Source organism: Pseudorhodoferax sp. LjRoot39 (assembly GCF_964253035.1).
GTDB lineage: Bacteria > Pseudomonadota > Gammaproteobacteria > Burkholderiales > Burkholderiaceae_C > Pseudorhodoferax.
This window is the reverse complement of sequence record NZ_CAXUQL020000001.1, coordinates 5,010,942-5,036,962: the sequence shown is the minus strand read 5'-3', so window position 1 is coordinate 5,036,962 and position 26,021 is coordinate 5,010,942. Positions and strand designations below refer to the sequence as shown.

The following is a 26,021-nucleotide window of genomic DNA, read 5'->3' as shown; positions in this document are numbered from 1 at the left end:
CCCGCGTCCCCCAACCGTATACAAGGAGCGATCCATGGGTCTGATGTCTTTCATCAAGGAAGCCGGCGAGAAACTGTTTGGCAAGAAGCCCGAGGTGGCCGCGGCCGCCGCCGAGCCCAGCAGCCAGGAGAAGCTGGCCGCGGCGAACGTGGTGGCCTCCAAGGCCATCGGCGACTACATCCGCGCGCAGAATCTGCCGGCCGATGCTTTGAGCATCGCCTTCGACGGCGCCACCCAGATCGTCACCGTGTCCGGCACCGTGCCCACGCAGGAGATCAAGGAAAAGATCGTCCTGTGCTGCGGCAACGTGGAGGGCGTGGTCGGCGTCAACGACGAGATCGTCTCGACCGAGCCGGCCGACCTGAGCCAGTACCACACCGTGGTGCGTGGCGACACGCTGTCGGCCATCGCCAAGAAGTTCTACGGCAACGCCAACGCGTACCCGAAGATCTTCGAGGCCAACAAGCCCATGCTGTCGCACCCGGACAAGATCTACCCGGGTCAGGTGCTGCGCATTCCGCCGCAGGCCTGATTTCCCCGCATCTCCACGGCACGGGCAGCACACGCTGCCCGTTTCACTTTCGCAAGCCATGAACCACGACAAGATCCTCATCCTCGACTTCGGCTCCCAGGTCACGCAGCTGATCGCCCGGCGCGTGCGCGAGGCCCACGTGCTCAGCGAGGTCCATCCCTGCGACGTGACGGATGAATGGGTGCGTGCCTACGCCGCCGACGGCCATCTGAAGGGCGTGATCCTGTCGGGCAGCCACGCCAGCGTCTACGAGGACACCACCGACAAGGCGCCGCAGGCCGTGTTCGAGCTCGGTGTGCCGGTGCTGGGCATCTGTTACGGCATGCAGACCATGGCGCACCAGTTGGGCGGCAAGGTCGAGGGCGGGCACAAGCGCGAGTTCGGTTTCGCCTCGGTGCGCGCGCGCGGCCACACCAAATTGTTCGAAGGCATCCAGGACTTCGCCACGCCCGAGGGCCACGGCATGCTGGACGTGTGGATGAGCCATGGCGACAAGGTCACCGAGTTGCCACCCGGCTTCAAGCTCATGGCCAGCACGGACAGCTGCCCGATCGCCGGCATGGCCGACGAGGCGCGCCGCTTCTACGCCGTGCAATTTCACCCCGAGGTCACGCACACCAAGCAGGGCCACGCGATCCTGGAGCGCTTCGTGCGCGGCATCTGCGCGGCGAATGCCGACTGGGTCATGAAGGACCACATCGCCGAAGCCGTGGAGCAGATCCGCGCGCAGGTCGGCGACGAGGAGGTGATCCTGGGCCTGTCCGGTGGCGTCGATTCCAGCGTCGCTGCGGCCTTGATCCACCGCGCCATCGGCGACCAGCTGACCTGCGTGTTCGTGGACCACGGCCTGCTGCGCCTGAACGAAGGCGACATGGTCATGGACATGTTCGTCGGCCAGTTGCACGCCAAGGTGATCCGCGTCGACGCCAGCGACCTGTTCCTGGGCAAGCTGGCCGGCGTCAGCGATCCCGAGGCCAAGCGCAAGATCATCGGCGGCGAGTTCGTCACGGTGTTCAAGCAGGAGGCGGCCAAGCTGACCAGCGCTGGCGCCAAGGGTGCCAAGTGGCTGGCCCAGGGCACGATCTACCCCGACGTGATCGAGTCCGGCGGCGCCAAGAGCAAGAAGGCCGTCACGATCAAGAGCCACCACAACGTGGGCGGCCTGCCCGAGCAACTGGGCCTGAAGCTGCTGGAGCCACTGCGCGACCTGTTCAAGGACGAGGTGCGCGAGCTGGGCGTGGCGCTGGGCCTGCCGCCCGAGATGGTCTACCGCCATCCGTTCCCAGGCCCGGGCCTGGGCGTGCGCATCCTGGGCGAGGTCAAGAAGGACTACGCCGACCTGCTGCGCCGCGCCGATGCGATCTTCATCGAGGAGCTGCGCAACTTCCGCGACGAGGCCACCGGCAAGACCTGGTATGACCTCACCAGCCAGGCCTTCACCGTGTTCCTGCCGGTCAAGAGCGTGGGCGTGATGGGCGACGGCCGCACCTACGACTACGTGGTCGCGCTGCGCGCCGTGCAGACCAGCGACTTCATGACGGCCGACTGGGCCGAGCTGCCCTATGCGCTGCTCAAGAAGGTGTCCAGCCGCATCATCAACGAGGTGCGCGGCATCAACCGCGTGACCTACGACGTGAGCAGCAAGCCGCCCGCGACCATCGAGTGGGAGTGAACTCCCGCCGCCCGGCCGAACTCGTACCCGAACCTCCACCCGTTTTCCTGTCCCTGAGCATCGTGCAAGCCAACCGTTCCCTGGTCCTCTCCGCCGTCCTCGCCATCGCCGCCGGCGGCTTCGTCCCATCCACCGCGTCCTTTGCGGCGCAGCACCAGGCCACCAAGGCCAAGGCCGCAGCGCAGAAGAAGGCCGCCGCGGCGTCGTCCGTGGGCCAGCCCACCGAACCCGGAGGCCCGCCGGTGCTCGCGGCCAAGGCCTGGCTGGTGATGGACTACGACTCCGGCCAGGTGTTGGCGTCCGAGAACCCTGACGAGGCGCTGCCGCCGGCCTCGCTGACCAAGATGATGACCAGCTTCCTGGTCGAGCAGTCCATCCGGACCGGCAAGCTCAAGCAGGACGATCTCGTCTCGGTCAGCGAGAACGCCTGGTGCCGTGGTTCGGGCACTGAGTCCTGCATGTACCTGCCGCTCAACAGCCAGGCCACGGTGATCGACATCCTGCGCGGCATCATCGTGCAGTCGGGCAACGACGCGTCCAAGGCGATCGCCGAGCACATCGCCGGTACCGAGGACAACTTCGCCAAGCTCATGAACACCGAGGCCAAGCGCCTGGGCATGACGCAGACGAACTTCGTCAACGCCACGGGCCTGCCGGACCCTGCGCACAAGGCCTCCGCGCGCGACCTCGCGATCCTGGCGCGCGCCATCATCCACGACAGCGCCGACTTCTATCCGATCTACGCCGAGCGCGAGTTCACCTACAACAAGATCAAGCAGGGCAACCGCAACGCCTTGCTCTACACCGATCCCACGGTCGACGGCCTGAAGACCGGCCATACCCAGGAAGCAGGGTACTGCCTCGTCACCTCGTCCAAGCGCAACAACATGCGCCTGATCACCGTGATCCTCAACGCCAACAGCATGCAGGCGCGCGCCGACCAGACGCGTGCGCTGCTGAGCTGGGGCTTCGGCCGCTTCGAGAAGGCCACGCCCATCCAGCCGGATGCGCAGGTGGCGCTGGCCAAGGTCAGTTTCGGCAAGGCCGACACGGTGCCCGCCGTGCTGGGCGCGCCCTGGACCGTCACCGTGCCCAAGGGCCAGAAGCTGGAGACGGCGGCGGAGATCAAGCCCGACCTGGAGGCCCCCGTGGCCAAGGGCACGGTGATCGGCAAGGTGGTGGCCACGGCGGGCGGCAAGGCCGTGGCCGAGGCGCCGCTGGTCGCGCAGGCCGATGTCGAGCGCGCGGGCTTCCTGCTGCGGGCCTGGCAGCACCTGCTGCGCCTGTTCGGCAAGTAAGCCGCCCGGCTTCGGCCTGACAGGGCTCTTGCAGCACGGCGCACCATGCCGGCCCTTGCCGACGCCCATCTGCGCCAGGTCCTTGCCGCCATGGCGGGCCCGGCGGCCCGCCCGCGGGAAGACCAGCTGGCCGCCGTCGCCGCGCTGGTCGAACAGCGCGACCGCGTGCTCGTCGTGCAGGCCACGGGCTGGGGCAAATCCGCCGTGTACTGGGCCGCGACCTCGGCCCTGCGTGCCACCGGCGGCGGCCCCACGCTGATCGTCTCGCCGCTGCTCGCGCTGATGCGCGACCAGGTCGATGCGGCGGCCCGTGCAGGCCTGCGCGCAGCCACCATCAATTCGACCAACCTGGACGACTGGGACGGCGTGTTCGGCGACATCGCCGCCAACCGGCTGGACGTGCTGCTGGTTTCGCCCGAGCGCCTGGGCAACCCCGGCTTCGCGCGGCGCCTGCCCCAGCTGCTGGCCACCACCGGGCTGGTCGTCATCGACGAGGCGCACTGCATCTCCGACTGGGGCTTCGACTTCCGCCCCGACTACCAGCGCCTGTCCAGGACGCTGCTGGGCATCGCGGCCGGCACGCCCGTGCTGGCCACCACCGCCACGGCCAACCACCGCGTGACCGAGGACATCGCGCGCCAGCTGGGGCCGGACACGCGCACGTTCCGCGGCTCGCTCGCGCGCTCATCGCTGCGCCTGGCCGTGGTGCCCGGGCTGGGGCCGCTGGAGCGGCTGGCCTGGGTGGCGGACGCGCTGGACAGCTTCGCCGGCTCGGGCATCGTCTACGCGCTGACGGTGGCCGACACCGAGCGCATCGCCGGCTTCCTGCGGTCCTGCGGCTTCGACGTGGCGGCCTACCACGGTGGCCTGGAGCCGGACGCGCGCCAGCGCATCGAGGACGCGCTGCGCCGCAATGCGCTCAAGGCCGTGGTCGCCACCTCCGCGCTGGGCATGGGCTACGACAAGCCCGACCTGGCCTTCTGCATCCACGTCGGCTCGCCCTCGTCGCCCGTGGCCTACTACCAGCAGGTCGGCCGCGCCGGCCGCGCGCTCGACGACGCCCTGGCCGTGCTGCTGCCTGCCGAGACCGATGCGCGCATCTGGGCCTATTTCGCGACGGCAGGCGTGCCCGACGAGCGCCGCGTCGGCCAGATCCTGGGCGCGCTGGCCACCGGCGCGCAGGGCCTGGTGGCGCTGGAGAACAGCACCGGCATCCGGCGTGGCCGGCTGGAAGGCCTGCTCAAGATCCTGGCGGTGGAGGAGGTGGTGCAACGCGAAGGCTCGGCCTGGGCCGTGAGCGGCAAGCCCTGGACCTTCGACGCCGCGCGCTGGCAGGCGCTGGGTGCGGTGCGCGAACGCGAGGCAGGCCTGATGCGCGCCTTCGCCGCGGGCCAGGGCTGCCTGATGCGCTTCCTGCAGGAGGCGCTGGACGACCCCGCGCCCAGCGACTGCGGCCGCTGCAGCGTGTGCACAGGCCGTCTGCCCGCACCAGGCGCGCAGCCCGGCTTGGCGCGCGTGGAGGCGGCGCGGGTCTACGCACGCGGGCAGGACGTGGTCATCGCGCCGCGCAAGCTCTGGCCCACGGGCGGCGCGCGCAAGGGCCGCATCGCGGCCTGCAGCGAGGGCCGCGCGCTGGCCTTCGCCGACGACGCGGGCTGGGCCGATGTGCTGCTGCCGCTGTTCGCCGCGCCCGATGCGCCAGCGCCGCAGGCGCTGCTGGACGGCGTGGTGGCCGTGCTCGGCCGTTGGCGGGCCAGCTGGGGCGCACGTCCCGTGGCCGTCGTGCCCATGCCCTCGGCCACGCACCCGCTGCTGCTGCAGTCCGTGGCCGAGCATGTGGCGCGCCAGGGTCGCTTGCCGCTGGTCGATGCGCTGCATCTCGCGGGGCCGCTGCCCGATGCCGACCTCGCCTCGGCCGCCAAGGTGGCGGCGCTGCATCGGGCGGTGCTGCTGCAGACCGGGGTGGAGGTGCCGCGCGGGCCGCTGCTGCTGCTCGCGGACCGCTACCGCAGCGGCTGGGCCATGACCGTGGCCGCCGCGCTGCTGCGCGAGGCGGGGGCACCGGCCGTGTTGCCGCTGGTGCTGCACCAGGCGCCTTGAGGGTGCCGGTTCGAGAAGCCCCAAAGCCCGTTTGCGCCGGCTGCCTCATGGCGTAGGGCTGTGCTCGCAAGGGCTCGGTGAGCGACTTCGGCAAGGTGGTGTGAAACGGCTGCTGCCCCTTGCCACGCCACAGGAGGCGCAGACGCTACAGGCGCACCAGGGCCAGCCGGGCCGCCAGTGCGACGAAAGTCACCGCGAAAGCCCGCCGCATCCAGTGGAGGACACCCGGACGCGAAAGAACACGGTCGCGCAAACTGGCAGCGATGACTCCGTAGGCGGCGAAGACAACGAACGTCATGGCCATGAAAGCGAGCGACAGCTCCAGCATGGTACGTGTGGGCCGCGCTTCGCCGGGGCCGATGAACTGCGGCAGGAAGGCAAGGAAGAAGATCGACAGCTTGGGATTGAGCAGGTTCGCGAGGACCGCCTGCTGGATGACTTTCCCATCTGAATCGGCGAGACCGTCGGACGCGATCTGCAAAGGCCCATCTGCCCTCAGCGTCATCCAGGCCATGTAGAGCAGATAGGCCACACCGGCATACTTGATCGCTTCGAAGGCCATGGGGCTGGCATGCAGGAGCGCAGCCAGACCGGTGATCGCTGCGAGCATGTGGGGCAGGATCCCCAGCGTGCAACCCACGGCGGCGACGACCGACGCCCGTGCACCGCGCGCGAGGCCCGCGGCCAGTGTCACGAGAGCGCCAGTCCCAGGCGACGCGATGATGACAAGGGACGTGAGCAGAAACTCGATGCTCATCGCACCGGCACCTCTGTGAGGGAGGCTGCGGGCCAGAGCGCAGGGATTGCGAGCTTCAGTTGCGCGACCAGTCGATCGACATCTGCATGCGCCGTGCCGTGCATCGCCTCCGTGACGATGAGCGCATCTGTCGTCCCATCCCGGACTGCCGAATGGCCGCTTTGCCGGTTCGTCCAACGCCGCGCGTGTGCGTGGCGGCTGTCGTCGGCGAAGATGATCTCCCCCGCGTCCGGATGCTCAATGTCTCCTGCCAGGGTCACGTAGGTCTCCGTGCCAAGCGCAGGCCGTACCTGCAGCCTGCCATCGACCCTGGCGAGGTCGATCGCAGCGATGGGGATGGCATGCGCCGCTGACACGGCATTGCACAGATCGACCAAGGGGTGGACCGATGGCAGATCGCCTTCCTTGCGAAGCCGGCGCAGAAGCGCTTCAGAGGCGCAGCGGTACTGGGTTGGCTTCAATCCCATCTTCGCGAAAGCGCGCCGCCAAGCCTGGATTTCCGGCAGGTCACTCTCAGGTGCAAGTGCGATGCGCTCCCTGGCGACCGCGAAGAAGCGGGCAATGTGGCTTGCCGCCGGGGCGGTGGATGTGAGGCCTTCCAGGCGAAGCACCCGCGTGCAAAGCTCAGGAAAGTCGCGGCGAATGCATGTGGCGTAGGAGAACAGCAAGATCGTGCCTTCGGCAAAAGGTGGGGGATTCGGCCCTGATCCTCCCCGTCGTCGGCCCACACGTCTTGAATGAAATTGCAGGCTAGCCGACCGCCTTGGCGTACGCCCCCGGCGCCATGCCGAAACTGCGAACGAAGAGCCGCGTCATGTGGCTCTGGTCGGAGAAGCCGCTGTCGGCGGCCGCTTCGGCAAGCCGTGCCCCACCATCGATCAGGTGGCGCGCGTGGTGGATGCGCCGCTGCATGAGATACGCGTGGGGCGTCAGGCCAGTCGCCCTGGCGAAGGTCCGCAGGAACTGGTAGCGGCTGAGCCCGGCCTCGTGCGCCAGCGCGGACAGCGTCAGCGCCGCCACTGGATTCCCATCCATCAGGGCACGCGCCGACGCGATCCCGGGCGGGATGGACCCTGCATCGTCACGCCTGGCCTGCATCAAGCCGCCCAGCAGGAGCAACAGCGTCTCGTCCGCCTCCAATCCGCCGTGGGCTGTGACGGGTGCCGTGATGACCTGGAAAAGCTTCCTGAAGAGGCTCGCCAGATGTTTGTCCGTGATCCTGGGCTGCGTGAACTCGATGGAGGATGCGGCCCATCCTTCGGCAAGCTCGGCGGTCAGCTTGGCAACGAGCGCAGGTTGCAGGTAGAGCATCCGCCAGGCCCGCCCGCCATCGCCGATGGGTGCACCGTCATGCACTTCGCCAGGATTGACCGTGATGATCTCTCCCGCGACCGCTTCCACCACACCCCGGCCGCTCGCTGATTTCTGTGCACCGCGCGTGATCAAGCCAATGCCGTACTGCTCGTGCGTATGGCGGTGAAACGTGAGCGTCGTGTCCGCTTCCACGGCCTCGACGCCACTGGTCGAGCAGCGCAGCAGATCGAATCGCATGCGTTTCATTGGCAACCAAGCTGCGCCAGATGCGCTTGAGGTTCGGCCGCGCTGGATGGATGCGGGCCGACAGGCCGAATGAAGGTAGCAGCCATGCCAATGGTTGCCGATGGGGTGAAAACCTCCACTGGAAGCTCCGCTTCACCAGCCCGCTGCCGACAAGTGGAATGACAGGGGTCCTTGGATTCCAGCAGGTGGTTCAACGGACGCAAGAAGACGACTCCTCAATACCGGATTGCAGTCGGCGATCTTGCCACCAAGCTGGCTGTATGCCCGCGCCGGCACAGTTGCGTCGCACAGCCCGATTGAAAACTTCCCCGTCGGGCCCACCTGGGAGACCTGCAGACAACGAACTGGAACCGAAGATGCCCTACACCAAGTCTCCTGAAGCCATTGCCCGGCTCACGCCAGAGCAGTTTCGCGTGACCCAGCAAAGCGGCACCGAACGCCCCGGCACCGGCGAGTACCTGGACAACCACGCACCAGGCATCTATGTGGACATCGTCTCGGGCGAGCCGCTGTTCGCATCGTCCGACAAGTTCGAGTCGGGCTGCGGCTGGCCCAGCTTCACCAAGCCCATCGTGCCCGCGCACGTGAACGCGCTGCGCGACACCAGCCATGGCATGGTGCGCACCGAGGTGCGGTCGGCGCACGGGGACAGCCACCTCGGCCACGTCTTCCCCGACGGGCCGGCCGACCGCGGCGGCCTGCGCTACTGCATCAATTCGGCCTCGCTGCGCTTCGTGCACCGCGACGCCATGCAGGCCGAGGGCTACGGCGAGTACCTGAACCAGGTCGAGGAGGCTTGAGATGGCGACCGAACGCGCAGTGCTGGCGGGCGGCTGCTTCTGGGGCATGCAGGATCTGATCCGCAAGATGCCGGGCGTCGTCTCGACAAGGGTGGGCTACACGGGCGGCGATGTGCCCAACGCCACCTACCGCAACCACGGCAGCCATGCCGAGGCCATCGAGATCGTGTTCGATCCGGCGGTGCTGGGCTATCGGCGCCTGCTGGAGTTCTTCTTCCAGATCCACGACCCGACCACGCCGAACCGCCAGGGCAACGACCGCGGCATGTCCTACCGTTCGGCGATCTTCTTCGCCTCCGATGCCCAGCGGCGCGAGGCGCTCGACACCATCCAGGACGTGGAAGCCTCGGGCCTGTGGCCGGGCAAGGTGGTGACGGAAGTGGCGCCCCTGGGCGACTTCTGGCAGGCCGAGCCGGAACACCAGGACTACCTGGAGCGGCACCCCGGCGGCTACACCTGCCACTTCGCACGGCCTGGCTGGGTCTTGCCCCGGCGCGCCTCGGCCTGACGGGCCGTCGCGCCCAGCGGCCGGTCGCACAGGCGGGCGCGGCAGGCTTCAGCCGCAGCGCAGATCCTGCAGCAGGCGCTCGGCCAGCGCCTCCTCGGCGATGGCCAGCCCGCAGGACTGCATCGCCGGTGCCAGCGCTGCATCCCAGGTGGCCACGGCGCCGGCGTCGGGCAGGTCGCGCCCGGCGTGCGGCGCCGTGCGCGCCGCGGCCAGGTAGTCGTCAGCGCCCATGCGCCAGGCCTGCGCCGGCCAACTGCGCAGCACGTGGTTGGCGATGCGCAGGCCCGGCCAGTCGAAATCCGCATGCACCTGCAGGCGCGCCCCGGCCTGCACCAGTTGGCCCAGCAGCGTGCGCTGCGCCGCGGCGGGCATGCCGTCGGTGCAGACCAGCGGCGCGCAGCCCGCGCCGAGCTGGTCGGCCGCGATGGCCAGCAGGTTGGGGTTCTCGCAGACGGACACGGCCAGGCTGGCGACGTTCCAGCGCGGCGGGTTGCGCACGAGTTGGCGCAGCGACAGGTAGGCTGGCTCGCCGGGCGTGCCGAAGCCCGGCAGGTTCAGCACCAGCGCCGGGCGCGCGAGTTCGTTGACCAGCACGCCGGCACGGGCCCAGGTGTCGCGGCTGCGTTCGGGGTCGGCTTCGTCGTCCGCTTCGTCTGCGGGCCCCGCCTGGCGCCAGACCGCCAGCACGAGGCTGGCGACGGGCCGACCGGCGTCCAGCGCATGGGCATTGCCGAGCACGGTGGCGGCCAGCTGGGCGCGCGGCATGCCCCGGACCGGCAGGCGCTGCAGCACGGCGTCGGCCTGTGCGAGCAGCGCGGTGGCGCTGGCCGTGTCCTGCCGCGCCAGGCGCTTGAGCAAGGCGGTGGCCTGCGACGCCTGCAGCCAGTCCCGCAGCATCGGATGCAGGCCGGGCGCTCCGGTGACGGTGGCCCAGGCCGCTGCGTGGGCCGTCTGTTGCGCGCTGCGGCTGGTGATCGGCCCGTCCAGTTGTTCCAGCGCCGCGCGCAGCGAAGCGGCGATGCCGGCGGCCTGCAGTGCGGCATCGATGGCGGCCACGTCGACGCGGGCCGAGCGGGCCGGGCGCGACGGGCGGCCCATCAGCTGCGCCAGCGCGGCATGCTCGGCGGCGTCGAGCTGCGCGAGCTGCAGCACGGCGCCGGCGTGGCCGTCGTCGTGCCGCTCGAAGTGACGGCGCAGGCGCTGGCGCAGCGGTGCGAGGGCTTCGCCGCCGAGCAGGCGCTGCAGCCGTGCGTCCACCGTCAGGCCTCGGCCGGGAAGCGCCGGTCCGGATCGTCCTCGCGCCGCCGCGCGCGGCCGTCCCAGGTCCAGCGCGAGACGTGCACCGCGTCCACGCCCTCGCGGCGCTGCAGCTGGGCGATGGCCACGCCTGGCAGCTCGGCGTAGCAGGCCCATTCGCGCTCGCTGGTGATCACGAAGTCGAGATCGAACTCGCGCACCAGGCCCATGCAGTGCGCGCGGGCGGCGTCGTCGATGCCGGCGAAGGCCTCGTCCAGCAGCACCAGGCGCGGCGCCAGCGTGGCGCCGTCCTGGCTGTAGTAGCTGGAGACGGCGGCGAACAGCGGCACGGTGAGGCCCAGCGCACGCTCGCCGCTGGAGGCGGGGCCCGAGAGCGGGCGCCACTGCCCGTCCTGCCAGCGCTGCACGCGGAAGCGGTGCCAGCGCCGGTAGTCCAGCGCGCGCGCCAGTTGCTCCAGCAGGCTGCCGCCCAGGCCGGCGTCGGCGCGCGCGCGTTCGGCGGCGATGCGCTGCTGCAGCATCTCGCCGACCACACGGCGGTCCTCGGCGGTCCACAGGTCGGTGCTGGTGTTCAGCAGGCGCTTGCGGGCGGCCTCCAGGCCCACGGGTGCGCCGTCCGCGCCTTCGGGCAGGGGCTGCCACTGCAGGCGAAAGCGCACGCCGGTGGAGGTCGGACGCTTGGCCAGCTCGGTGTTGATGCTGTCGACCTGGCGCTCGGCGTCCAGCAGCAGCCGGCGCACGGCGGCGGCGATCTCGGCCTGCAGGTGGTTCTCCAGCACCTGGCGTTCGCCAGCCGTCAACAGCTCGCGGCGCTGGGCGATCTCGGCGGCCAGGCGTGCGCCGAGCTGGTCGGGGCGTTCGGGCCGGTTCTGGTAGACGATGCTGACGACCAGGCCGTAGTCGTGCGTCTCGGCCTGCGCCTGGTGGGAGAGTGCGGCCAGTGCGCGGCCCAGCTCGGTGTAGTCCTGCGAGACCAGGCTCTGCACGCGGGTCCAGGCCTCGTCGTCGTCCTTGACGTGGGACAGGGCCTGCTCGCTGCTGCGGGCCAGGGTCAGCGCGGCCTCGATGGTCCAGGGCGGTTGCTGCGGCGGGATGTCGGCCGCGGGCAGCGCCGTGGCCAGCAGGCCGGTGGCCGCAAAGCCCTGGAGGTGGGCCACGGCCTGCTGGCGCGTGGCGCTGCGTTCGGCCAGCACGGCGTCGGCGTCCTGGGTCTTCTGCCCGGCGCGGGCGCGGGCTTCGCCGGCTTCGCGCAATGCCATCTCGCAGCCCTTCGTGTGCTGTTGGCTGTGATCGACCGAGTCGCGCGCTACGCGCAGCCGGGCCTGCAGTTCCTCGACCTTGGCGCCGACCGACTCACGCAGCGTCTGCAGGCGGATGCGGGCTTCCTCGGCCTGCGCCTCGCGCTCGGCCGCGTGGGCGGCGGCCTGGTCGGCGTCGGCCAGCGCGTCGTGCTCGCGCTGCTGTTGCAGGCCGTGCTCGTGCAGCGCGTCGCGCAGTGCCAGCGCGGCGTGGGCCAGCGCGTGCAGCGTGTCGGCGAAGGACTGCAGCGCGGCTTCGATGGCGTGCAGCGGCTCGCGTTCGGGCGGCAGCTGCAGGTCTTCGGCATCGCGCACCAGGGCCTGGCGCGCGGCGTCGCGCTGGGCGGTGGCGGCTTGCAGCTGGCGCTCGGCCTGGTCCAGCCGTTCGCGCGCGGCCTGGAAGGCACGGGCGCAGGCGGCCGCGTCGGCATGGGCGGCACGCAGCGCGTCGTCGGCCGGGGCACTGCGCCATTCGGCCTCGGCCTGCTGGCGGTCCTGCGCGAGCCGCTGCTGGTCCTGCGCGCACTGCGCACGGGCCTGGGCCAGCACGGCCAGCTCCGCGGCGATCTGCTGCAGCCGCCGCGCACGGGCCGCGGCGCGGGCGGCGTAGCCGATGAAGTCGGCTGCGGGCTTGCTCCAGGCGCCGGCGAGTGCGCCCAGGCGGAAGCGGCCGTCGGGCTGGATCCAGGCCTCGGCCGTGCCGTCGTCGTGCGGGCCGCAGCCCACGCCCTCCAGCAGCGCCTGCACGGTGGCGGCGGGCACGGCGGCCGCATGGTCCGGCAGCTCGGCCGGTTGCAGCCAGGCGGCCAGCGACCAGGGCTGGCGCGGGCGTGCAAGCCACTGCGCATCGTGCAGCAGCGCCGTGCCGTCGGCCCGGTGCAGCAGGCCGTCGGGCGTGACCCAGGCGTCGAGCAGGCCGGCCGCCTGCAGGGCAGCCTCCAGGCCGGCGTGCTGGGCGGGGTCGGTCTGCGGGTGGAAGTCCAGCAGTTGCCACAGCGGGGCGCCAGCGCGTTGGTTTGTGGTGGCACGGGCCTCGGCCGCACGCCAGTGCGGCGGGGGCGGGGTGGCGTCCTCGCCGCGTTCCAGGCGTGTGCGCTCGGCCTGCAACAGGGCCTGTGCGTCGTCGATGCGCTGCTGCTCCGTGTTCAACGCGGCCTGGCGTTCGGCCAGGCGCAGGCTGGCGGCCTGCTGGGCGGCGTGCAGCGCGGTGCGGGCCGGGTTGTCGCCCTGCAGGCTGGCGGCCCAGCTTGCCAAGGCGTCGAGCACGGCTTCGTCGCCAGCGACCTGCAATTGCCGCAGGTCGGCCAGGCAGGCCTGCCAGGCGTCGACCAGCGCCTCGGCCTGGGCCTGGGCAGCGGTGTCGGCCTCTTCGCGTGCGGCGGCTGCCGCCTCGGCCTCGTCCTGCCGTTCGTCGCGCAGGGCCTGCTGGCGTGCGCGGGCCTGCGCGGCTTCCTCGGCCTCGCGGCAGCGGCGCAGCAGCAGGGTGACATGCTCGCGGCGCTGGGCCAGGGACTGGCGCAGTTCGTGGCGCGCGGCGTCCAGCGCCGCAGGCGCCAGGCTGGCCACGTCGGCCACCAGCAGCGGGTTGGCGGCGCAGGCTGGCGCCAGGCCGCTGCGCTGGGCGCCGGCTTGGGTGTCGGCACGGGTGCGCTCCAGCGCCGTGCCGGCCTGTGCCGCGCGCTGGCCGCGCTCGCGGCTGGCCTGCTGCTCGCGCGACAGCCTGGCCTGGGTGTCGGCCTGCGCACGCAGCGCCTGCTGCGCTTCGGACTGGCGTCGGCTGGCGTCGCGTTCGGCCAGGTCGAGCTGGCGCGCGGCGTTGTTGGCGGGGTCGTTCAGCAGTTCTTCGAGCCGCACGCGGCTGGCCTGCAACTGTCGTTCCGCATCGGCCTGCGCCTGCGTCGCCTCGGCTTCGTCGGCCTGGGCCACGGCCAGTGCGGCGCGGCCTTCGTTGAGTTCGCGGCTGGCGTTGTCGAAGCCGGTCTGCGCGCTGCGCAGGCCCCTGGCCTGGCGCCGCGCCTGGGTGGCGGCATAGACCTGGTAGCGCTGGTTGAACTGGCCCACGGCGCGGGCCAGGGCCTCGTACTCGTCGAGCTCGCGGCGGTAGGTTTCCAGCTCGTTGAGCGCATCGGCCACGTCGCCCAACAGGTCGGTGGACATGGGTGGCAGGGCTTCGCTGAGCGCATTGGAGAGGTTGGCCTCGTCCGGCTTCTTGGACAGCTGCGGCTGGCGCAGCTGGATCAGCGTGTCCATCAGCGCCCCGTAGCGCACGGCGCCCAGGTGGAACAGGCGCTCGTCCACCGCGCGGCGGTAGGCGGCCGCCGTGTCGAAGAGCTGGCCGCCGAGCGGGGCCAAGGTGTCGCGCAGGCGCTCGCGCGTGAGCACCACGCGGCTCGGGCCGATGAGCCAGAAGTCCTGCCCCACGCGCGCGCCTTCCTGCACGAAGAACCAGCTGTCCACCTGCGGGCGGGCCGCCGCGGCCGACAGGCCGCAGCCCAGCGTGAGGTAGTGCGGCTGGCCAGCCTCGTCGACGCGGCCGAACTCGATCCAGGTGTAGCCCATGCGGCGGTCGTGCCGGCCCAGCAGCAGGTTCCAGGCCATCTTCTTGCCGGCGTCGCCATCGGGCTCGATGCGCGAGGATTTCAACTGCGCATCGAACAGGAAGGGCAGCGTGAGCGACAGCACCTTGGACTTGCCAGTGCCGTTGTTGCCACGCAGCAGCAGGTGGCCGTCCTTGAACCAGAACTCCTCGCTGTCGTAGTGGAAGAGTTCGACCAGGCCCAGGCGCAGGGGCTGCCAGCGGGCCAGGCGTGGCTGGGGCAGGGCGGGGGCGTCGGTCAGGGTGTCTGTCATGCAGCGTCGAAAAGCGAATTCTGTGGGGGCTTGCCTGGCTGGCGGATGTCGGCCTCGCCCACTTTGAACCGGGCCAGCGCGGGCAGCGGGCGCACGGTGCCGCCCTCGCGCGCGACGAGCTGCAGCTTGTGCAGGCGCTCCAGCGCGCCCTGGGCCAGTTCGCCTTCGGAGCCGGGCTCGCGCGCGGACTTGCGCCAGTAGCTGCCATAGCGCTCGCGTGCGCCGGCCAGGAAGCTGGCGACCTCGTCCAGCGTGGCAGGCGCACCGCATCCGGCCAGGAACTCGGCCGCCAGCAAGGTGGCGTGGGCCTCGGTGCCTTCGGCGGGCATGGCCACGTCGGTCAGTGCGCCATCCTCGTCGACCAGGGCCAGCCCTTCGGCGCGCTGCTCGGCCGCCAGGCCGGTGGCATCGCACAGGCGCGTGGCCATGGGGCCGCGCTGGTTGGCGAAGTAGGCGCGCAGCTCGGGGTCGGCCAGGGTGTCCAGGTAGACCACGGGGTCGTCCAGCAGCCGGCGCGACAGGTGGTGGCGCAGCGCGGCGCGCCGGGCATCGTCGCTGTCGGCCACGTGTTCGCCGACGAGTGCGGCCAGGCGTTCGTCCAGGCTCACGGGGCCCTCGCCCGCGGGCCAGGTGGAAGGGCCGCGCACCGCAGCCAGCATGCCGGCCAGCACGCGGCGCTGCACGTCGTAGAGCGCGTCGGCGCCCTCGGTGGCGGCGCTGGCGCGCACGAAGCCTTCCTCGTCGCCGGCCACGCGCTGCAGCACACCCAGTTCCAGCAGCGTGCGGCACACGGCCACCAGCTCGCGGCGCTCGTGCGGGGCCTGCAGTTCGAAGCGAAAGCCGCGCGAGGCCAGTGCGGGGTCGGCCGCCCAGGCCAGCAGGCGCTCGCCCAGCACGCGCAGCGTGATCTGCGGGTCAGAGCGTTCGAGCACCGCGCAGGCCAGGGCCAGCAGCACGTAGCGGCGCTGGTCGTAGCCGGGCAGGCCACGGCTGGCGTCCTGCAGGTCGGCGGGGCGCTTGTAGAGGCGGGCGCAGTCGCGCTCGATGTGCAGCGGCCAGCCGGTTTCGCGCGCGAACCAGGCGCGCAGCTCGTCGGCATGGCGGCGCACGGCCGCGAAGTGCTCGTGCGCAGGCGTCATGAGCGGCGCCATCAGCAGCGCACGCAGGGCCTGGCTGCGCTCGTCGTCGCGGTGGCGGCTTTGCTGCTGGGCGATGCTGCGGGCGTCGGTGGTCAATGGGTGTCCGTCCGGGAGATGGTAAGCAGGTGGTCGCGGCCGGCGAACACGCCGTCGGCCGTGTGGATCTCGGCGCGGCTGTCGGCGGCCAGGGGCTCCAGGCGGATGCGCAGCAGGCCGTCGCCGCTGTCGAGTTCGACCGCCGCATCGGGGTGGGACTGCGCCGTGAGCGCCTCGCCCAGCAGGCCCAGGAACAGGCCGAAGGCGTGGGTGTCGAGTTCGCCCAGGTCGGACAACCGCGTGGGCTGTCCGGTGGCGAGCCGCACGCGCGCCGCCTCGATCTGCGCATGTTCCTCGCGGAACTGCGCGGCCAGCAGTTGGCGCTCCGCGTCGCGCACCTGCACACGCGGCATGGCGCCGCGCGGCGTGGCCTGGCCGTACTCGCGCAGGCGCGGGTGGATGCGCAGGGGTGGCGCCTCGGCCCAGGGCGTGCTGGCGGGCAGCTCCTCGGCGCCGGCCTGCAGCGCAGGGTTCAGCGAGAAGTGCCGGGCCGGGTTCAGCGCGAAGGCGGCGCGTGCGAGGCGGTGGGCTTCGTCGTCGCTGGCGCAGCCGGCGAACCAGCCGGCCAGCATGCGGAAGTCGGCCGAGCGGTCGCTGCGCCCGCTGCGGCGTTCGTTGAGCGCAGCCACGGCCGCCAGCAGCTGCGGGATGGCCGAGCGGGCCTTGGCGCGCAGCAGCTCGGCCTGCGGCGGCTCGTGGCCGGTGGCGACGAACCAGCGGCGCAGGCCGCTCCAGCGTTCGCGCCAGGCCTGCCAGCTGCGCGACACGGCATCCAGCTGCTCAGCCTCGTCGCCGGGGGCGCTGTCGCGCGCCTCGCGCTGCGCAGCCTGCCACAGCAGCGGGTCGATGCGCGGCGCCAGGTCGAGGATGCGCGCCGCGATGCCGCCTGAGCGGCCCACCAGGTCGCCGATGAAGCGTTCCAGGTAGTCGATGAGCCGGCGCTTGTAGGCCAGCACGGCCGTGGCCTCGGCCTGCTGCAGCTCGATGCTGCGCGCGATGCCGGCCATGAAGGCCTGGGCGTTGTCGGCCAGGCTCTCGAACACGCGGACCAGGTCACGCAGCGTCTCGTGCACCTTGGCGGCATCGGGCGCGGCCTCGTCGGCCAGGGCTTGCAGCGCCTGCAGGCGGCTGGCGATGTCCTCCAGCGCCACGGTCTGCAGCTCGGCGCGGCGGGAAAGCAGGCGCGCGAAGGTGGCCAGCGCGGCCTCGACCGCCTCGCCGCCCTGCGAGAGGCGGTACAGCCAGCGCGCGCGGTAGAAGTCGCCCAGGCTGGCCACGCGGGCGGTGTCGGGCTGCGATTCGAGGTTGCCCCATTCGGTGAGCTGGGCCAGCGCGGCCTGCACTTCCTCGATGCGCGGCGCGGGTGCGGTCCAGGTGCCCTCGGCCAGCACCTCGTCGGGCCGCAGGTGCAGGCGGAACTGGCGCTTCGCCGCGGCGAAGGTCTCCATCACGGCGCGGTACAGCGCGGCCTTGTCGGCGCTGACGTGGCGAAAGAGGAGGGACTGCAGTTCAGTGGCTGGCTGGCGCATCAGGGCCCGCATTGTGACGTCCACCCGGCGCGGGACGCGTGGGCCGGCTCTTGCCGGCGCCGCGCCAGGACAACAGCGCATGGGCATGCCGCGCAAATGGAAACGGCCACCGCAAGGGTGGCCGTCGAGGCGGGGGATGCGAAGACTCAGCCCAGGTTCAGTGCGCCGATGCTGCCGAAGCCCCCAGCCCGGTCTCCGAACGCACCTGTTGCGCCGCGAACAGCGCGCGCTCCTTCTCGGCCTGGCGGCTCTTGTCGAGCACCGAGAACAGCCAGATGCCGACGAAGCCGATGCTCATCGAGAACAGCGCGGGCGAAGCGTAGGGGAAGGGCGCCGAGCCGGCCGGGTGGCCCAGCGTGGCCTCCCAGACCGACGGCGACAGGATCGTGAGGCCAACCGAGGAGATCAAGCCAAGGAAGCCGCCGATGACGGCACCGCGCGTCGTGCAGTCCTTCCACATGATCGACAGGAACAGCACCGGGAAGTTGGCCGAAGCCGCCACCGCGAAGGCCAGCGAGACCATGAAGGCGATGTTCTGCTTCTCGAACGCGATGCCCAGCACCACGGCCACCACGCCCAGCGCCAGCGTGGTGATGCGCGAGACGCGCAGCTCGGAGGCGCTGTCGGCCTTGCCGTGCTTGATCAGCGTGGCGTAGATGTCGTGCGAGACGGCCGAGGCACCCGACAGCGTGAGCCCGGCCACCACCGCGAGGATGGTGGCGAAGGCCACGGCCGAGATGAAGCCGTAGAACACGTTGCCGCCGACCGCCTTGGCCACCAGCACGGCCGCCATGTTGGAGGCGCCTGCGCCGCCGTGGATCACGCCCGTCACGGTGTTGGCGAACTCGGGGTTGGTCAGCACCAGCGTGATCGCACCGAAGCCGATGATGAAGATCAAGAGGTAGAAGTAGCCGATCCAGACCGTCGCCCAGCCGACCGACTTGCGCGCCTCCTTGGCGTCGGGCACGGTGAAGAAGCGCATCAGGATGTGCGGCAGGCCGGCCGTGCCGAACATCAGCGCCATGCCGAAGGAGATCGCCGAGATCGGGTCCTTCACGAAGCCGCCCGGGCCCATGATGGACAGCCCGATGGAGGCCGCCTCCTGCGGCGTCTTGCCGGTGTTGGACGCGATCTGCGTGCGCACCTCGACCGACTTGGCGAACAGCGCCTCGGGCGAGAAGCCGAACTGCGCCAGCACCATGATGGCCATGAAGGTGACGCCGGACAGCAGCAGGCAGGCCTTGATGATCTGCACCCAGGTGGTGGCCGTCATGCCGCCGAACAGCACGTAGACCATCATGAGCACGCCCACGATGACCACGGCCACCCAGTAGTCCAGGCCGAACAGCAGCTTGATGAGCTGGCCAGCGCCGACCATCTGCGCGATCAGGTAGAAGGCCACGACGACCAGCGTGCCGGAGGCTGCGAACGCGCGGATCGGGCCGGGCTTGAAGCGGTAGCCGGCCACGTCGGCGAAGGTGAACTTGCCGAGGTTGCGCAGCCGTTCGGCCATCAGGAAGGTCAGGATGGGCCAGCCCACCAGGAAGCCGATCGCGTAGATCAGCCCGTCGTAGCCGGTGGCCATCACGGCCGCCGAGATGCCCAGGAAGGACGCGGCCGACATGTAGTCGCCCGCGATGGCCAGCCCGTTCTGAAAGCCCGTGATGCCGCCGCCCGCGGTGTAGAAGTCGGAGGCCGACTTGGTGCGGCCTGCGGCCCACTTGGTGATGTAGAGCGTCGCCAGCACGAAGACCGAGAACATGCCGATCGCGATCCAGTTGGTCGGCTGCTTGGCGACCTGGCCGACGTCGCCGCCGGCGGCCTGTGCGAGGCCTGCGCAGGCGGCCAGCGCCAGTGCGAGGAAAGTGTTGCGGCGCGTGTTCATTGCGTGGCGTCCTTCAGGATCTGGGCGGTCTCGCGGTCGTACTCGCCGTTGGCGCGGCGGATGTAGAGCAGCGTGATGAGGATGGTGAACACGATCACGCCGAGGCCGATCGGGATGCCGATGCTCGTGACACCGCTGCCGATGGCCCGGGCCAGGAAGGGCTTGTCGAAGGCGATGAGTCCGATGTAGCCGTAGTAGACGACCAGCATCAGGATCGTGAGCGTCCAGCCGAAGCGGCTGCGTTTGCGCCGCAGCGCCTGGTATTGGGGGTGGGACTGGATGCGTTGCACCACATCCGTCGGGGCCTTGGCCATGCGTGTCTCCAGGTAGTGTTCCTGGAGCGCATCTTCTGCGTGGCGCGCGCGCTTGCGGTGGCGGCGCAATCATTCGTCATACGGGGGCGCGAGATCGCGCTTACTCCCAGCTGACTTACTCCCAACTTACATCGGCCGCGAACAGGTAGCCCGCGCCATAGACCGTCTTGATGATGGCGGGCTCGTGCGGGTCGGGTTCGATCTTCTTGCGCAGGCGCGAGATGCGCACGTCGATGCTGCGGTCGGTGGGCGAGAGGTCGCGCTCGCCCATGAGCTGTTCGCGCGTGAGGATTTGGTGCGGGCGCTCGACGAAGCAGCGCAGCACCTGGGTCTCGGCCGTGCCGAGCAGGTGTTCGCTGCCATCGGGCGCGCGCAGCACATTGGCCGCGCAGTCGATGCGCCAGCCCAGGAAGCTGGCGTAGCGGCGCTGGCCCGGGGCGCTGCCTGCGGCCGCGCCGCGTCGGCGCAGGATGCTGCGCACGCGGGCCACGAGTTCGCGCGACTCGAAGGGCTTGGTCACGTAGTCGTCGCCGCCGAGTTCCAGACCCATCACGCGGTCGGCCGTGTGGCCCCGCCCCGTCAGGATCAGCACGCCGGCGCTGGAGGCCGCGGCGATGCGGCGCATGAGGTCCAGCCCATCCATGTCGGGCAGGCCCAGGTCGACGATGCACAGGTCGGGCTTTTCGAACTGCAGCCGGCGCAGCACGGCACCGCCCGTGCCGAACACCTCGCAGGCGAAGCCGAAATCGCGCAGCGCGGTCAGCACGAGCCTGGCCACGTCGGCATCGTCCTCGATGACGTAGACCAGAGCGGGTGGGGCGCTGGCGTCGTTGCCGGTGCGGTGGTGTGTCTCGGCACTCATGTTGTTCCTTGTTCGATGGCCACCGCCAGCTGCTCCGTGGTGAAGGGCTTGCGCAGTAGCGGACTGCCCGCATCGCGGGGCCAATCGTCGGGCACGTTGCCGGTCATGATGACCACCGCCTTGGCGTAGTGGCCCGCGCGTGCGGCCCGGGCCAGCTGCACGCCGTCCAGTGGGCCGGCCATCACGAGGTCGGTCAGCACGAGCGCGATGTCGGGCGTGGCCGCCAGGAGTTTCTGCGCCTCGGCCAGGCGCTCGGCTTCCAGCACCACGTAGCCGAGCTCCAGCAGGTTGCGCCGCACCACGCGGCGCACCTGGGCGTCGTCGTCCACGAGCAGGGCCAGGCCGCGCTGGCGCGGCGCGGCACGCGCGGCGGGCTGCGCCAGTCGCGGCGCCTCGGCCGGGGCCTGTGCGGCCGGCAGCCAGACCGACACCGTCGTGCCTTCGCCGGGCGCGCTGCGCACGTCCACGGCGCCACCGGACTGCTTGATGAAGCCGTAGACCACGGCCATTCCGAGGCCCGTGCCGCGGCCGCCGCGCTTGGTCGTGAAGAAGGGCTCGAACAGGTGCGCCAGGGTGTGGGCGTCCATGCCGATGCCGTTGTCCTGCACGTCGATGCGGATCGCGTCGCCGGGCGAGAGCTGCAGCGGCAGGGCGGCAGCCGCGTCGATGCGCGTGGCGCAGGCGCGCAGGCGGATGCGCGCGGCAGGCCCCTGCGCTTCGCAGGCGTCGCGCGCGTTGAGCACCATGTTGATCAGGGCCTGCTCCAGCAGCGTGGGGTCGATCCAGGTCCACAGCGGCTCGCTGCCGGCGCTGATCTCCAGCTGCAGGGAATCGGGCAGCACGCGGCGCACGAGGCCCGCCACGGTGGCGAGCAGGGCGCCCACGCTGACCGAGTGGGCCTCCAGCGGCTGGCGCCGCGCGAAGCTCATGAGGCCCTTGACGAGGTCGGCGCCGCGGCGTGCGGCCCCGAGGGCGGGCAGCACGTACTCCTGCGTGGCAGCGTCCCCGGGTTGGCTGCGCGCGAGCGCGTCCAGGTTGCCGATGACCACGGTCAGGATGTTGTTGAAATCGTGCGCCAGGCCGCCCGTGAGGTGGGTCAGCGATTCGAGCTTGTGTGCGCGCGCCAGCAGCACCTGGGCGCGGCGTTCCTCGGTGATGTCGAAGGTCAGCTCGAAGCAGCCGCTCACGCTGCCGTCGCCGGCGCGCTCGGGTACCAGCGAGGTGCGCACGATGCGGCGTTCGCCGTGGGCGGTCTGCAACTCGTACTCGAAGCTCTGGGACTGCCCGCGCAGCGCGCGCAGCACGCGCGGCCGCACGCCCGCGTAGACCGCATCGCCGAGGAAGGCGCGGGCGCTGGCCCGGTCCGGCGCACCGGTGTCGACGCCGAACCAGTCGTGGTAGGCGCGGTTCAGGTAGCGGTAGGTGCGGCCGGCATCGAAGAAACCCACGGCGGCGGGGATCGAGTCCATCACCAGGCGCATGCGCTGCTCGCTGCGCTGCAGCTCGGCCGTGCGTTCGGCCACGCGGGCTTCCAGTTGTTCGGTGTGGGCGCGGATGGTGGCTTCCGCATGCCGTTCGGCCGTCACATCGGAGTACAGGGTCACGAAGCCATGGCCGGGCACGGGCTCGCCGCGGATGCGCAGCACCTGCCCGCCCGGCCGCGTGCGCTCGATCTCGTGCGCGCGAAAAGCCCGCGCCGCCGCCACCCGCTCGGCCACGAGCGCGGCCGCGTTGCCGGCGCCGTATTCTCCGCGCTGGGCGTTGTAGGCGATGAAGCTCTCGAACGGCGCGCCCACATAGCCCATGGCTTGTGGAAAGTCGAGCAGCTTCAAGTACGCGCGGTTCCAGGCCACGAGCTTCAAGTCGCGGTCGAAGATGGACAGGCCGCGGTCCAGCAGGTCCAGGCCGGCCTGCAGCGTCAGGTAGCGCGCGAGCGGCGCGCTGGCGTCGGAGGACGGATCGTGGGTGGGCATGGCGTCGGCCCGAGGGTAACGCCTGCGACGGCGTCAGGGTATGGTGCAAACATTTGTTAAGTTTGGGGCACGGTCGTGCAACGTTCCTGGTGGATGCTGGCGGCCAATGCGACGGGCGATGTGATGCAATCGTCCCGTCCCAACCATCCGCATCGTGCACCAGGAGACGAGATGACCGAAGCCACCGCCCAGTACGCACCGCCGCCGGAGCTGGCCCGCAATGCCCATGTGTCCGGCCGTGCGGCCTACGACAAACTGGTGGCCCAGGCCGAGACCGACCCCGAGGGCTACTGGAGCAGCCTGGCGCGCGAGTTCATCACCTGGCAGACGCCCTTCACCCAGGTGCTGGACAGCAGCCAGGCGCCGTTCTTCAAGTGGTTCGCCGACGGCACGCTGAACGTCTCGTACAACTGCCTGGACCGCAACGTCGAGCGCGGCCTGGGCGCCAAGACCGCACTGATCTTCGAGGCCGACGACGGTCAGGTCACCAAGGTCAGCTACAGCGAGTTGCTGGAGCGCACCTGCCGCATTGCGAACGGGCTGCGCTCGCTGGGTGTGCAGAAGGGCGACCGCGTCGTCATCTACATCTCCATGTCGATCGACGGCGTGGCCGCCATGCAGGCCTGCGCGCGCATCGGCGCCATCCATTCCGTGGTGTTCGGTGGCTTCTCGGCCCAGGCGCTGCGCGACCGCATCGCCGACACCGGCGCCTCCATCGTCATCACGGCCGACCAGCAGGTGCGCGGCGGCAAGCAGTTGCCGCTCAAAGCCATCGTCGACGAGGCCATCGGCCTGGGCGGCTGCGAGAGCGTGCGCAACGTGCTGGTGGCGCGCCGCACAGGCGGGGCCGTGCCGTTCCTGGCGCCGCGCGACCTGTGGCTGGCCGAACTGACCGAAGGGCAACCGTCTAAGTGCGAACCCGAGTGGGTCGAGGCCGAGCACCCGCTGTTCCTGCTCTACACCTCGGGTTCCACGGGCAAGCCCAAGGGCGTGCAGCACTCCACGGGCGGCTACCTGCTGCAGGCAGCCGTGACGACCAAGTGGACCTTCGATTTGAAGGACGACGACGTGTTCTGGTGCACGGCCGACATCGGCTGGGTCACGGGCCACAGCTACATCACCTACGGGCCGTTGGCGCTCGGCGCAACCGAGATCGTGTTCGAAGGGGTGCCGACCTATCCGGACGCGGGCCGCTTCTGGAAGATGATCCAGGACCACAAGGTGACGGTGTTCTACACGGCGCCGACCGCGATCCGCTCGCTGATCAAGGCCGCCGAGGGCAACGAGGCCGTGCACCCCAGGCAGTACGACCTGTCCAGCCTGCGCATCCTGGGCTCGGTCGGCGAGCCGATCAACCCGGCCGCCTGGGAGTGGTACCACGAACACGTGGGCGGCGGCCGCTGCCCCATCGTCGACACCTTCTGGCAGACCGAGACGGGCGGCCACATGATCACGCCGCTGCCGGGCGCCACCACGCTGGTGCCGGGCTCGTGCACGCTGCCGTTCCCGGGCATCGCCGCCGCCATCGTCGACGAGACCGGCAACGACGTGCCGCACGGGCACGGCGGCATCCTCGTGGTCAAGCGCCCCTGGCCCGGCATGATCCGCACCATCTGGGGCGATGCCGAGCGCTTCGTCAAGAGCTACTACCCGCCCGAGCTCAAGGGCTACTACCTGGCCGGCGACGGTGCGATCCGCGATGCGCAGACCGGCTACTTCACGATCACGGGCCGCATCGACGACGTGCTGAACGTCTCGGGCCACCGCATGGGCACCATGGAGATCGAATCGGCGCTGGTGGCCAAGACCGACCTCGTGGCGGAGGCGGCGGTGGTGGGCCGGCCTGACGACACCACGGGCGAAGCGGTCTGCGCCTTCGTCGTGCTCAAGCGCCCGCGTCCGCATGGCGAGGAGGCCAAGCAGATCGCCAAGGAACTGCGCGACTGGGTGGCCAAGGAGATCGGCCCCATCGCCAAGCCCAAGGACATCCGCTTCGGCGACAACCTGCCCAAGACCCGCTCGGGCAAGATCATGCGGCGGCTGCTGCGCTCCATCGCCAAGGGCGAGGCGATCACGCAGGACACCAGCACGCTGGAGAATCCGGCCATCCTGGAGCAGTTGGCCCAGGCCAACTGATTCGACAAGGGCTGCGCAAGGGGCTTGCGCAGGCCACCCTGAATCCGGTAAAACCCTTTGTTTGCTGCACTGCGTTTCGCCACCGTGGCGCGAACGCAGGCCTAGCAGAAACCGCGCACACCAAGCGCTCGGGGGATTCGATGTCTGAACTGGTCATGGCCCTGGGTGGCGGCGCTGCGGTGCTCCTGTTGTGGCGCCTGGTGCGGTCGCGCGTCGATCCGGCCGGTGACCTGTATGCGCTGGCCGTTTCGGACTTCGGCGCCGGGGCCGGCAGCGGTGCGCAGGCCACCGACCTGCACCACTGGCAGGTCCTGGGCCGCTTCGACTTCGCGGTCACCGACACAGAGCGGCACCAGGCCGTGCTGTATGCGGCGCTGGCCGAACGCGGCCCCATGTGCATGGCGACCCTGCATGCGCCCAGAGAGGTGGGCGGCCGGGTCGAGGTGCGCGTTGGTGGCCACCGCGTGGGCTTTCTGTTCGACGGCGATGCCTCGCGCTTCCAGCGCCGCCTGGCCTACGAGAGCCGGCCGGGCCAGACCAGCCAGTGCGGCGCCCGCATCGCGGTGGCCGTCGAAGGCAACCGCCAGACCGTGACCATCCTGCTGGACCTCAAGCCGTTCCGGCATTGAGGCGCACGGCGCTCAGGCGCGGCCGGGCAGCAGCAGCCGCTTGCGCAGTGTGGGTTCGGGCAGCACGAGTTGCGCCTCGCGCGCCACGCGCACGCAGTCCTTGAGGTGTTCCTCGCCGAGGAAGCGGATCGCGCTGTAGCCGACCAGTGCGGAGATCGCCTGGCCCGCGAACGGCACGTACTTGGCGGCCTGCTTGGTCGTGAGCCGCATGCCCACGGCGGCGGCGGCCTTGAGCACGAGGTCGCGGGTGATGAACTTGCCGATCAGCACGGAGCCGACCATGTTGACAGCCTTCTGGACCTGGTCGCGCTGGCGCGGCTCAAGGCGCCCGATCTGTTCCGCCGTGAGGCCGAACTCGGCGCTGACGGCCGGGATGAGCCGCGACAGCACGGCGGCGTCGACAGCCCAGTCCAGGCCCGGCACGGGCACGGCGCTGGCCGCCGCAGCGACCATGGCCTTGCCGTGCAACATGCGCCGGCCGCGCCGAACGGCCGCGACGAGGCGCTCGTCGCCCTGGGCCAGTTCGAGCGCCGTGGCCATGGTGCCTACTTGCCCTTGACCATCCCGTAGACGAGCAGCAGCACGATGGCGCCGACGATGGATGCGATCCAGCCGGCCGGATCGCCCGGCGCGTACCAGCCCATTTTCTGGCCGGCCCAGCCCGCCAGCAGCGAGCCGGCGATGCCCAGGATGGACGTCATGATGATGCCGAGCTTGTCGTCGCCGGGCTTGAACGCCCGGGCCAGCAGACCCACGATGAAGCCGACGATGATGGTGCCGATCAGAGAGAACATGGTGTATGCAAGGGAAGTGGAAGGCCGGAGCA

The 26,021-nt window shown here is 70.7% G+C and carries 21 protein-coding genes; 8 read left to right on the top strand and 13 right to left on the bottom strand.

The window, feature by feature from the left end:
• Positions 1-34: 34 nt before the first annotated feature.
• The 4 genes from lysM (at position 35) to ACSQ4M_RS23445 (ending at position 5,602) form a co-directional block, all read left to right on the top strand.
• A complete protein-coding gene (gene lysM / locus ACSQ4M_RS23460) occupies positions 35-532 on the top strand; it encodes a peptidoglycan-binding protein LysM (RefSeq protein ID WP_436191816.1) in 498 nt (165 codons plus the stop codon).
• 58 nt (positions 533-590) lie between these two features.
• A complete protein-coding gene (guaA, locus tag ACSQ4M_RS23455; RefSeq protein ID WP_436191815.1) occupies positions 591-2,204 on the top strand; it encodes a glutamine-hydrolyzing GMP synthase in 1,614 nt (537 codons plus the stop codon).
• 62 nt (positions 2,205-2,266) lie between these two features.
• Complete coding sequence (locus ACSQ4M_RS23450; RefSeq protein ID WP_436191814.1) at positions 2,267-3,502, top strand: D-alanyl-D-alanine carboxypeptidase family protein; 1,236 nt, start codon at positions 2,267-2,269, stop codon at positions 3,500-3,502.
• A 45-nt stretch (positions 3,503-3,547) separates the two neighbouring features.
• A complete protein-coding gene (locus tag ACSQ4M_RS23445) occupies positions 3,548-5,602 on the top strand; it encodes a RecQ family ATP-dependent DNA helicase (RefSeq protein ID WP_436191813.1) in 2,055 nt (684 codons plus the stop codon).
• 145 nt (positions 5,603-5,747) lie between these two features.
• On the opposite strand, the gene ACSQ4M_RS23440 is transcribed toward ACSQ4M_RS23445, so the two are convergent.
• The 3 genes from ACSQ4M_RS23440 to ACSQ4M_RS23430 form a co-directional block, all read right to left on the bottom strand.
• Complete coding sequence (locus ACSQ4M_RS23440) at positions 5,748-6,359, bottom strand: LysE family translocator (protein ID WP_436191812.1); 612 nt, start codon at positions 6,357-6,359, stop codon at positions 5,748-5,750.
• Entirely contained in the window at positions 6,356-7,027 is a 672-nt protein-coding gene (locus ACSQ4M_RS23435) for a B3/B4 domain-containing protein (RefSeq protein WP_436191811.1), read from the bottom strand. Before ACSQ4M_RS23435 ends, ACSQ4M_RS23440 begins: the two co-directional genes overlap by 4 nt.
• Before the next feature lie 82 nt (positions 7,028-7,109).
• Entirely contained in the window at positions 7,110-7,919 is an 810-nt protein-coding gene (locus ACSQ4M_RS23430) for a helix-turn-helix domain-containing protein (protein ID WP_436191810.1), read from the bottom strand.
• Between the two features lie 356 nt (positions 7,920-8,275).
• Between ACSQ4M_RS23430 and msrB the strand changes: the two genes are divergently transcribed.
• Both msrB and msrA read left to right on the top strand, forming a co-directional pair.
• Positions 8,276-8,719, top strand: a complete 444-nt coding sequence (gene msrB, locus ACSQ4M_RS23425; RefSeq protein ID WP_436191809.1) for a peptide-methionine (R)-S-oxide reductase MsrB — start codon at positions 8,276-8,278, stop codon at positions 8,717-8,719.
• 1 nt (position 8,720) lies between these two features.
• Complete coding sequence (msrA, locus tag ACSQ4M_RS23420) at positions 8,721-9,227, top strand: peptide-methionine (S)-S-oxide reductase MsrA (RefSeq protein ID WP_436191808.1); 507 nt, start codon at positions 8,721-8,723, stop codon at positions 9,225-9,227.
• A gap of 48 nt (positions 9,228-9,275) precedes the next feature.
• On the opposite strand, the gene ACSQ4M_RS23415 is transcribed toward msrA, so the two are convergent.
• The 8 genes from ACSQ4M_RS23415 to ACSQ4M_RS23380 all read right to left on the bottom strand — a co-directional run bounded on the left by ACSQ4M_RS23415 (position 9,276) and on the right by ACSQ4M_RS23380 (position 22,430).
• Positions 9,276-10,484 (bottom strand): TIGR02679 family protein, encoded by a 1,209-nt coding sequence (locus ACSQ4M_RS23415; protein ID WP_436191807.1) that lies wholly within the window; start codon positions 10,482-10,484, stop codon positions 9,276-9,278.
• A 2-nt stretch (positions 10,485-10,486) separates the two neighbouring features.
• Positions 10,487-14,632 carry a TIGR02680 family protein gene (locus tag ACSQ4M_RS23410; RefSeq protein WP_436191806.1) on the bottom strand — a complete coding sequence of 1,382 codons (4,146 nt, stop codon included), beginning with the start codon at positions 14,630-14,632 and terminating at the stop codon, positions 10,487-10,489.
• Entirely contained in the window at positions 14,629-15,867 is a 1,239-nt protein-coding gene (locus tag ACSQ4M_RS23405; RefSeq protein ID WP_436191805.1) for a TIGR02678 family protein, read from the bottom strand. The genes ACSQ4M_RS23410 and ACSQ4M_RS23405 overlap by 4 nt, the downstream gene beginning before the upstream one ends.
• On the bottom strand, positions 15,864-17,396 hold the full coding sequence (locus tag ACSQ4M_RS23400) for a TIGR02677 family protein (RefSeq protein WP_436191804.1): 1,533 nt from the start codon (positions 17,394-17,396) through the stop codon (positions 15,864-15,866). Before ACSQ4M_RS23400 ends, ACSQ4M_RS23405 begins: the two co-directional genes overlap by 4 nt.
• 157 nt (positions 17,397-17,553) lie before the next feature.
• The gene (locus ACSQ4M_RS23395) at positions 17,554-19,281 is read right to left on the bottom strand and encodes a cation acetate symporter (RefSeq protein ID WP_436191803.1); all 1,728 of its coding nucleotides are present in this window, start codon (positions 19,279-19,281) and stop codon (positions 17,554-17,556) included.
• Complete coding sequence (locus ACSQ4M_RS23390; RefSeq protein ID WP_436191802.1) at positions 19,278-19,595, bottom strand: DUF485 domain-containing protein; 318 nt, start codon at positions 19,593-19,595, stop codon at positions 19,278-19,280. The genes ACSQ4M_RS23395 and ACSQ4M_RS23390 overlap by 4 nt, the downstream gene beginning before the upstream one ends.
• Before the next feature lie 115 nt (positions 19,596-19,710).
• The gene (locus ACSQ4M_RS23385; RefSeq protein ID WP_436191801.1) at positions 19,711-20,457 is read right to left on the bottom strand and encodes a response regulator transcription factor; all 747 of its coding nucleotides are present in this window, start codon (positions 20,455-20,457) and stop codon (positions 19,711-19,713) included.
• On the bottom strand, positions 20,454-22,430 hold the full coding sequence (locus ACSQ4M_RS23380; RefSeq protein ID WP_436191800.1) for a hybrid sensor histidine kinase/response regulator: 1,977 nt from the start codon (positions 22,428-22,430) through the stop codon (positions 20,454-20,456). Before ACSQ4M_RS23380 ends, ACSQ4M_RS23385 begins: the two co-directional genes overlap by 4 nt.
• Before the next feature lie 171 nt (positions 22,431-22,601).
• Here ACSQ4M_RS23380 and acs point away from each other — a divergent pair, with 171 nt between their 5' ends.
• Positions 22,602-24,566, top strand: a complete 1,965-nt coding sequence (acs, locus tag ACSQ4M_RS23375) for an acetate--CoA ligase (protein ID WP_436191799.1) — start codon at positions 22,602-22,604, stop codon at positions 24,564-24,566.
• 140 nt (positions 24,567-24,706) lie between these two features.
• Entirely contained in the window at positions 24,707-25,195 is a 489-nt protein-coding gene (locus tag ACSQ4M_RS23370) for a hypothetical protein (protein WP_436191798.1), read from the top strand.
• Positions 25,196-25,207: 12 nt separating this feature from the next.
• Here ACSQ4M_RS23370 and ACSQ4M_RS23365 read toward each other — a convergent pair whose 3' ends face one another.
• A complete protein-coding gene (locus ACSQ4M_RS23365; RefSeq protein ID WP_436191797.1) occupies positions 25,208-25,735 on the bottom strand; it encodes a hypothetical protein in 528 nt (175 codons plus the stop codon).
• 5 nt (positions 25,736-25,740) lie between these two features.
• A complete protein-coding gene (locus ACSQ4M_RS23360; protein ID WP_436191796.1) occupies positions 25,741-25,989 on the bottom strand; it encodes a GlsB/YeaQ/YmgE family stress response membrane protein in 249 nt (82 codons plus the stop codon).
• Positions 25,990-26,021 lie beyond the last annotated feature (32 nt).

Excerpts from the sequence above, each read along its gene's own strand:
- lysM (WP_436191816.1), top strand. The coding sequence starts at position 35 with ATGGGTCTGATGTCTTTCATCAAGGAAGCCGGCGAGAAACTGTTTGGC.
- guaA (WP_436191815.1), top strand. The coding sequence starts at position 591 with ATGAACCACGACAAGATCCTCATCCTCGACTTCGGCTCCCAGGTCACG.
- ACSQ4M_RS23445 (WP_436191813.1), top strand. The coding sequence starts at position 3,548 with ATGCCGGCCCTTGCCGACGCCCATCTGCGCCAGGTCCTTGCCGCCATG.
- ACSQ4M_RS23440 (WP_436191812.1), bottom strand. The coding sequence starts at position 6,359 with ATGAGCATCGAGTTTCTGCTCACGTCCCTTGTCATCATCGCGTCGCCT.
- ACSQ4M_RS23430 (WP_436191810.1), bottom strand. The coding sequence starts at position 7,919 with ATGAAACGCATGCGATTCGATCTGCTGCGCTGCTCGACCAGTGGCGTC.
- msrB (WP_436191809.1), top strand. The coding sequence starts at position 8,276 with ATGCCCTACACCAAGTCTCCTGAAGCCATTGCCCGGCTCACGCCAGAG.
- msrA (WP_436191808.1), top strand. The coding sequence starts at position 8,721 with ATGGCGACCGAACGCGCAGTGCTGGCGGGCGGCTGCTTCTGGGGCATG.
- ACSQ4M_RS23410 (WP_436191806.1), bottom strand. The coding sequence starts at position 14,632 with ATGACAGACACCCTGACCGACGCCCCCGCCCTGCCCCAGCCACGCCTG.
- ACSQ4M_RS23400 (WP_436191804.1), bottom strand. The coding sequence starts at position 17,396 with ATGCGCCAGCCAGCCACTGAACTGCAGTCCCTCCTCTTTCGCCACGTC.
- ACSQ4M_RS23395 (WP_436191803.1), bottom strand. The coding sequence starts at position 19,281 with ATGAACACGCGCCGCAACACTTTCCTCGCACTGGCGCTGGCCGCCTGC.
- ACSQ4M_RS23390 (WP_436191802.1), bottom strand. The coding sequence starts at position 19,595 with ATGGCCAAGGCCCCGACGGATGTGGTGCAACGCATCCAGTCCCACCCC.
- ACSQ4M_RS23385 (WP_436191801.1), bottom strand. The coding sequence starts at position 20,457 with ATGAGTGCCGAGACACACCACCGCACCGGCAACGACGCCAGCGCCCCA.
- ACSQ4M_RS23380 (WP_436191800.1), bottom strand. The coding sequence starts at position 22,430 with ATGCCCACCCACGATCCGTCCTCCGACGCCAGCGCGCCGCTCGCGCGC.
- acs (WP_436191799.1), top strand. The coding sequence starts at position 22,602 with ATGACCGAAGCCACCGCCCAGTACGCACCGCCGCCGGAGCTGGCCCGC.
- ACSQ4M_RS23370 (WP_436191798.1), top strand. The coding sequence starts at position 24,707 with ATGTCTGAACTGGTCATGGCCCTGGGTGGCGGCGCTGCGGTGCTCCTG.
- ACSQ4M_RS23365 (WP_436191797.1), bottom strand. The coding sequence starts at position 25,735 with ATGGCCACGGCGCTCGAACTGGCCCAGGGCGACGAGCGCCTCGTCGCG.
- ACSQ4M_RS23360 (WP_436191796.1), bottom strand. The coding sequence starts at position 25,989 with ATGTTCTCTCTGATCGGCACCATCATCGTCGGCTTCATCGTGGGTCTG.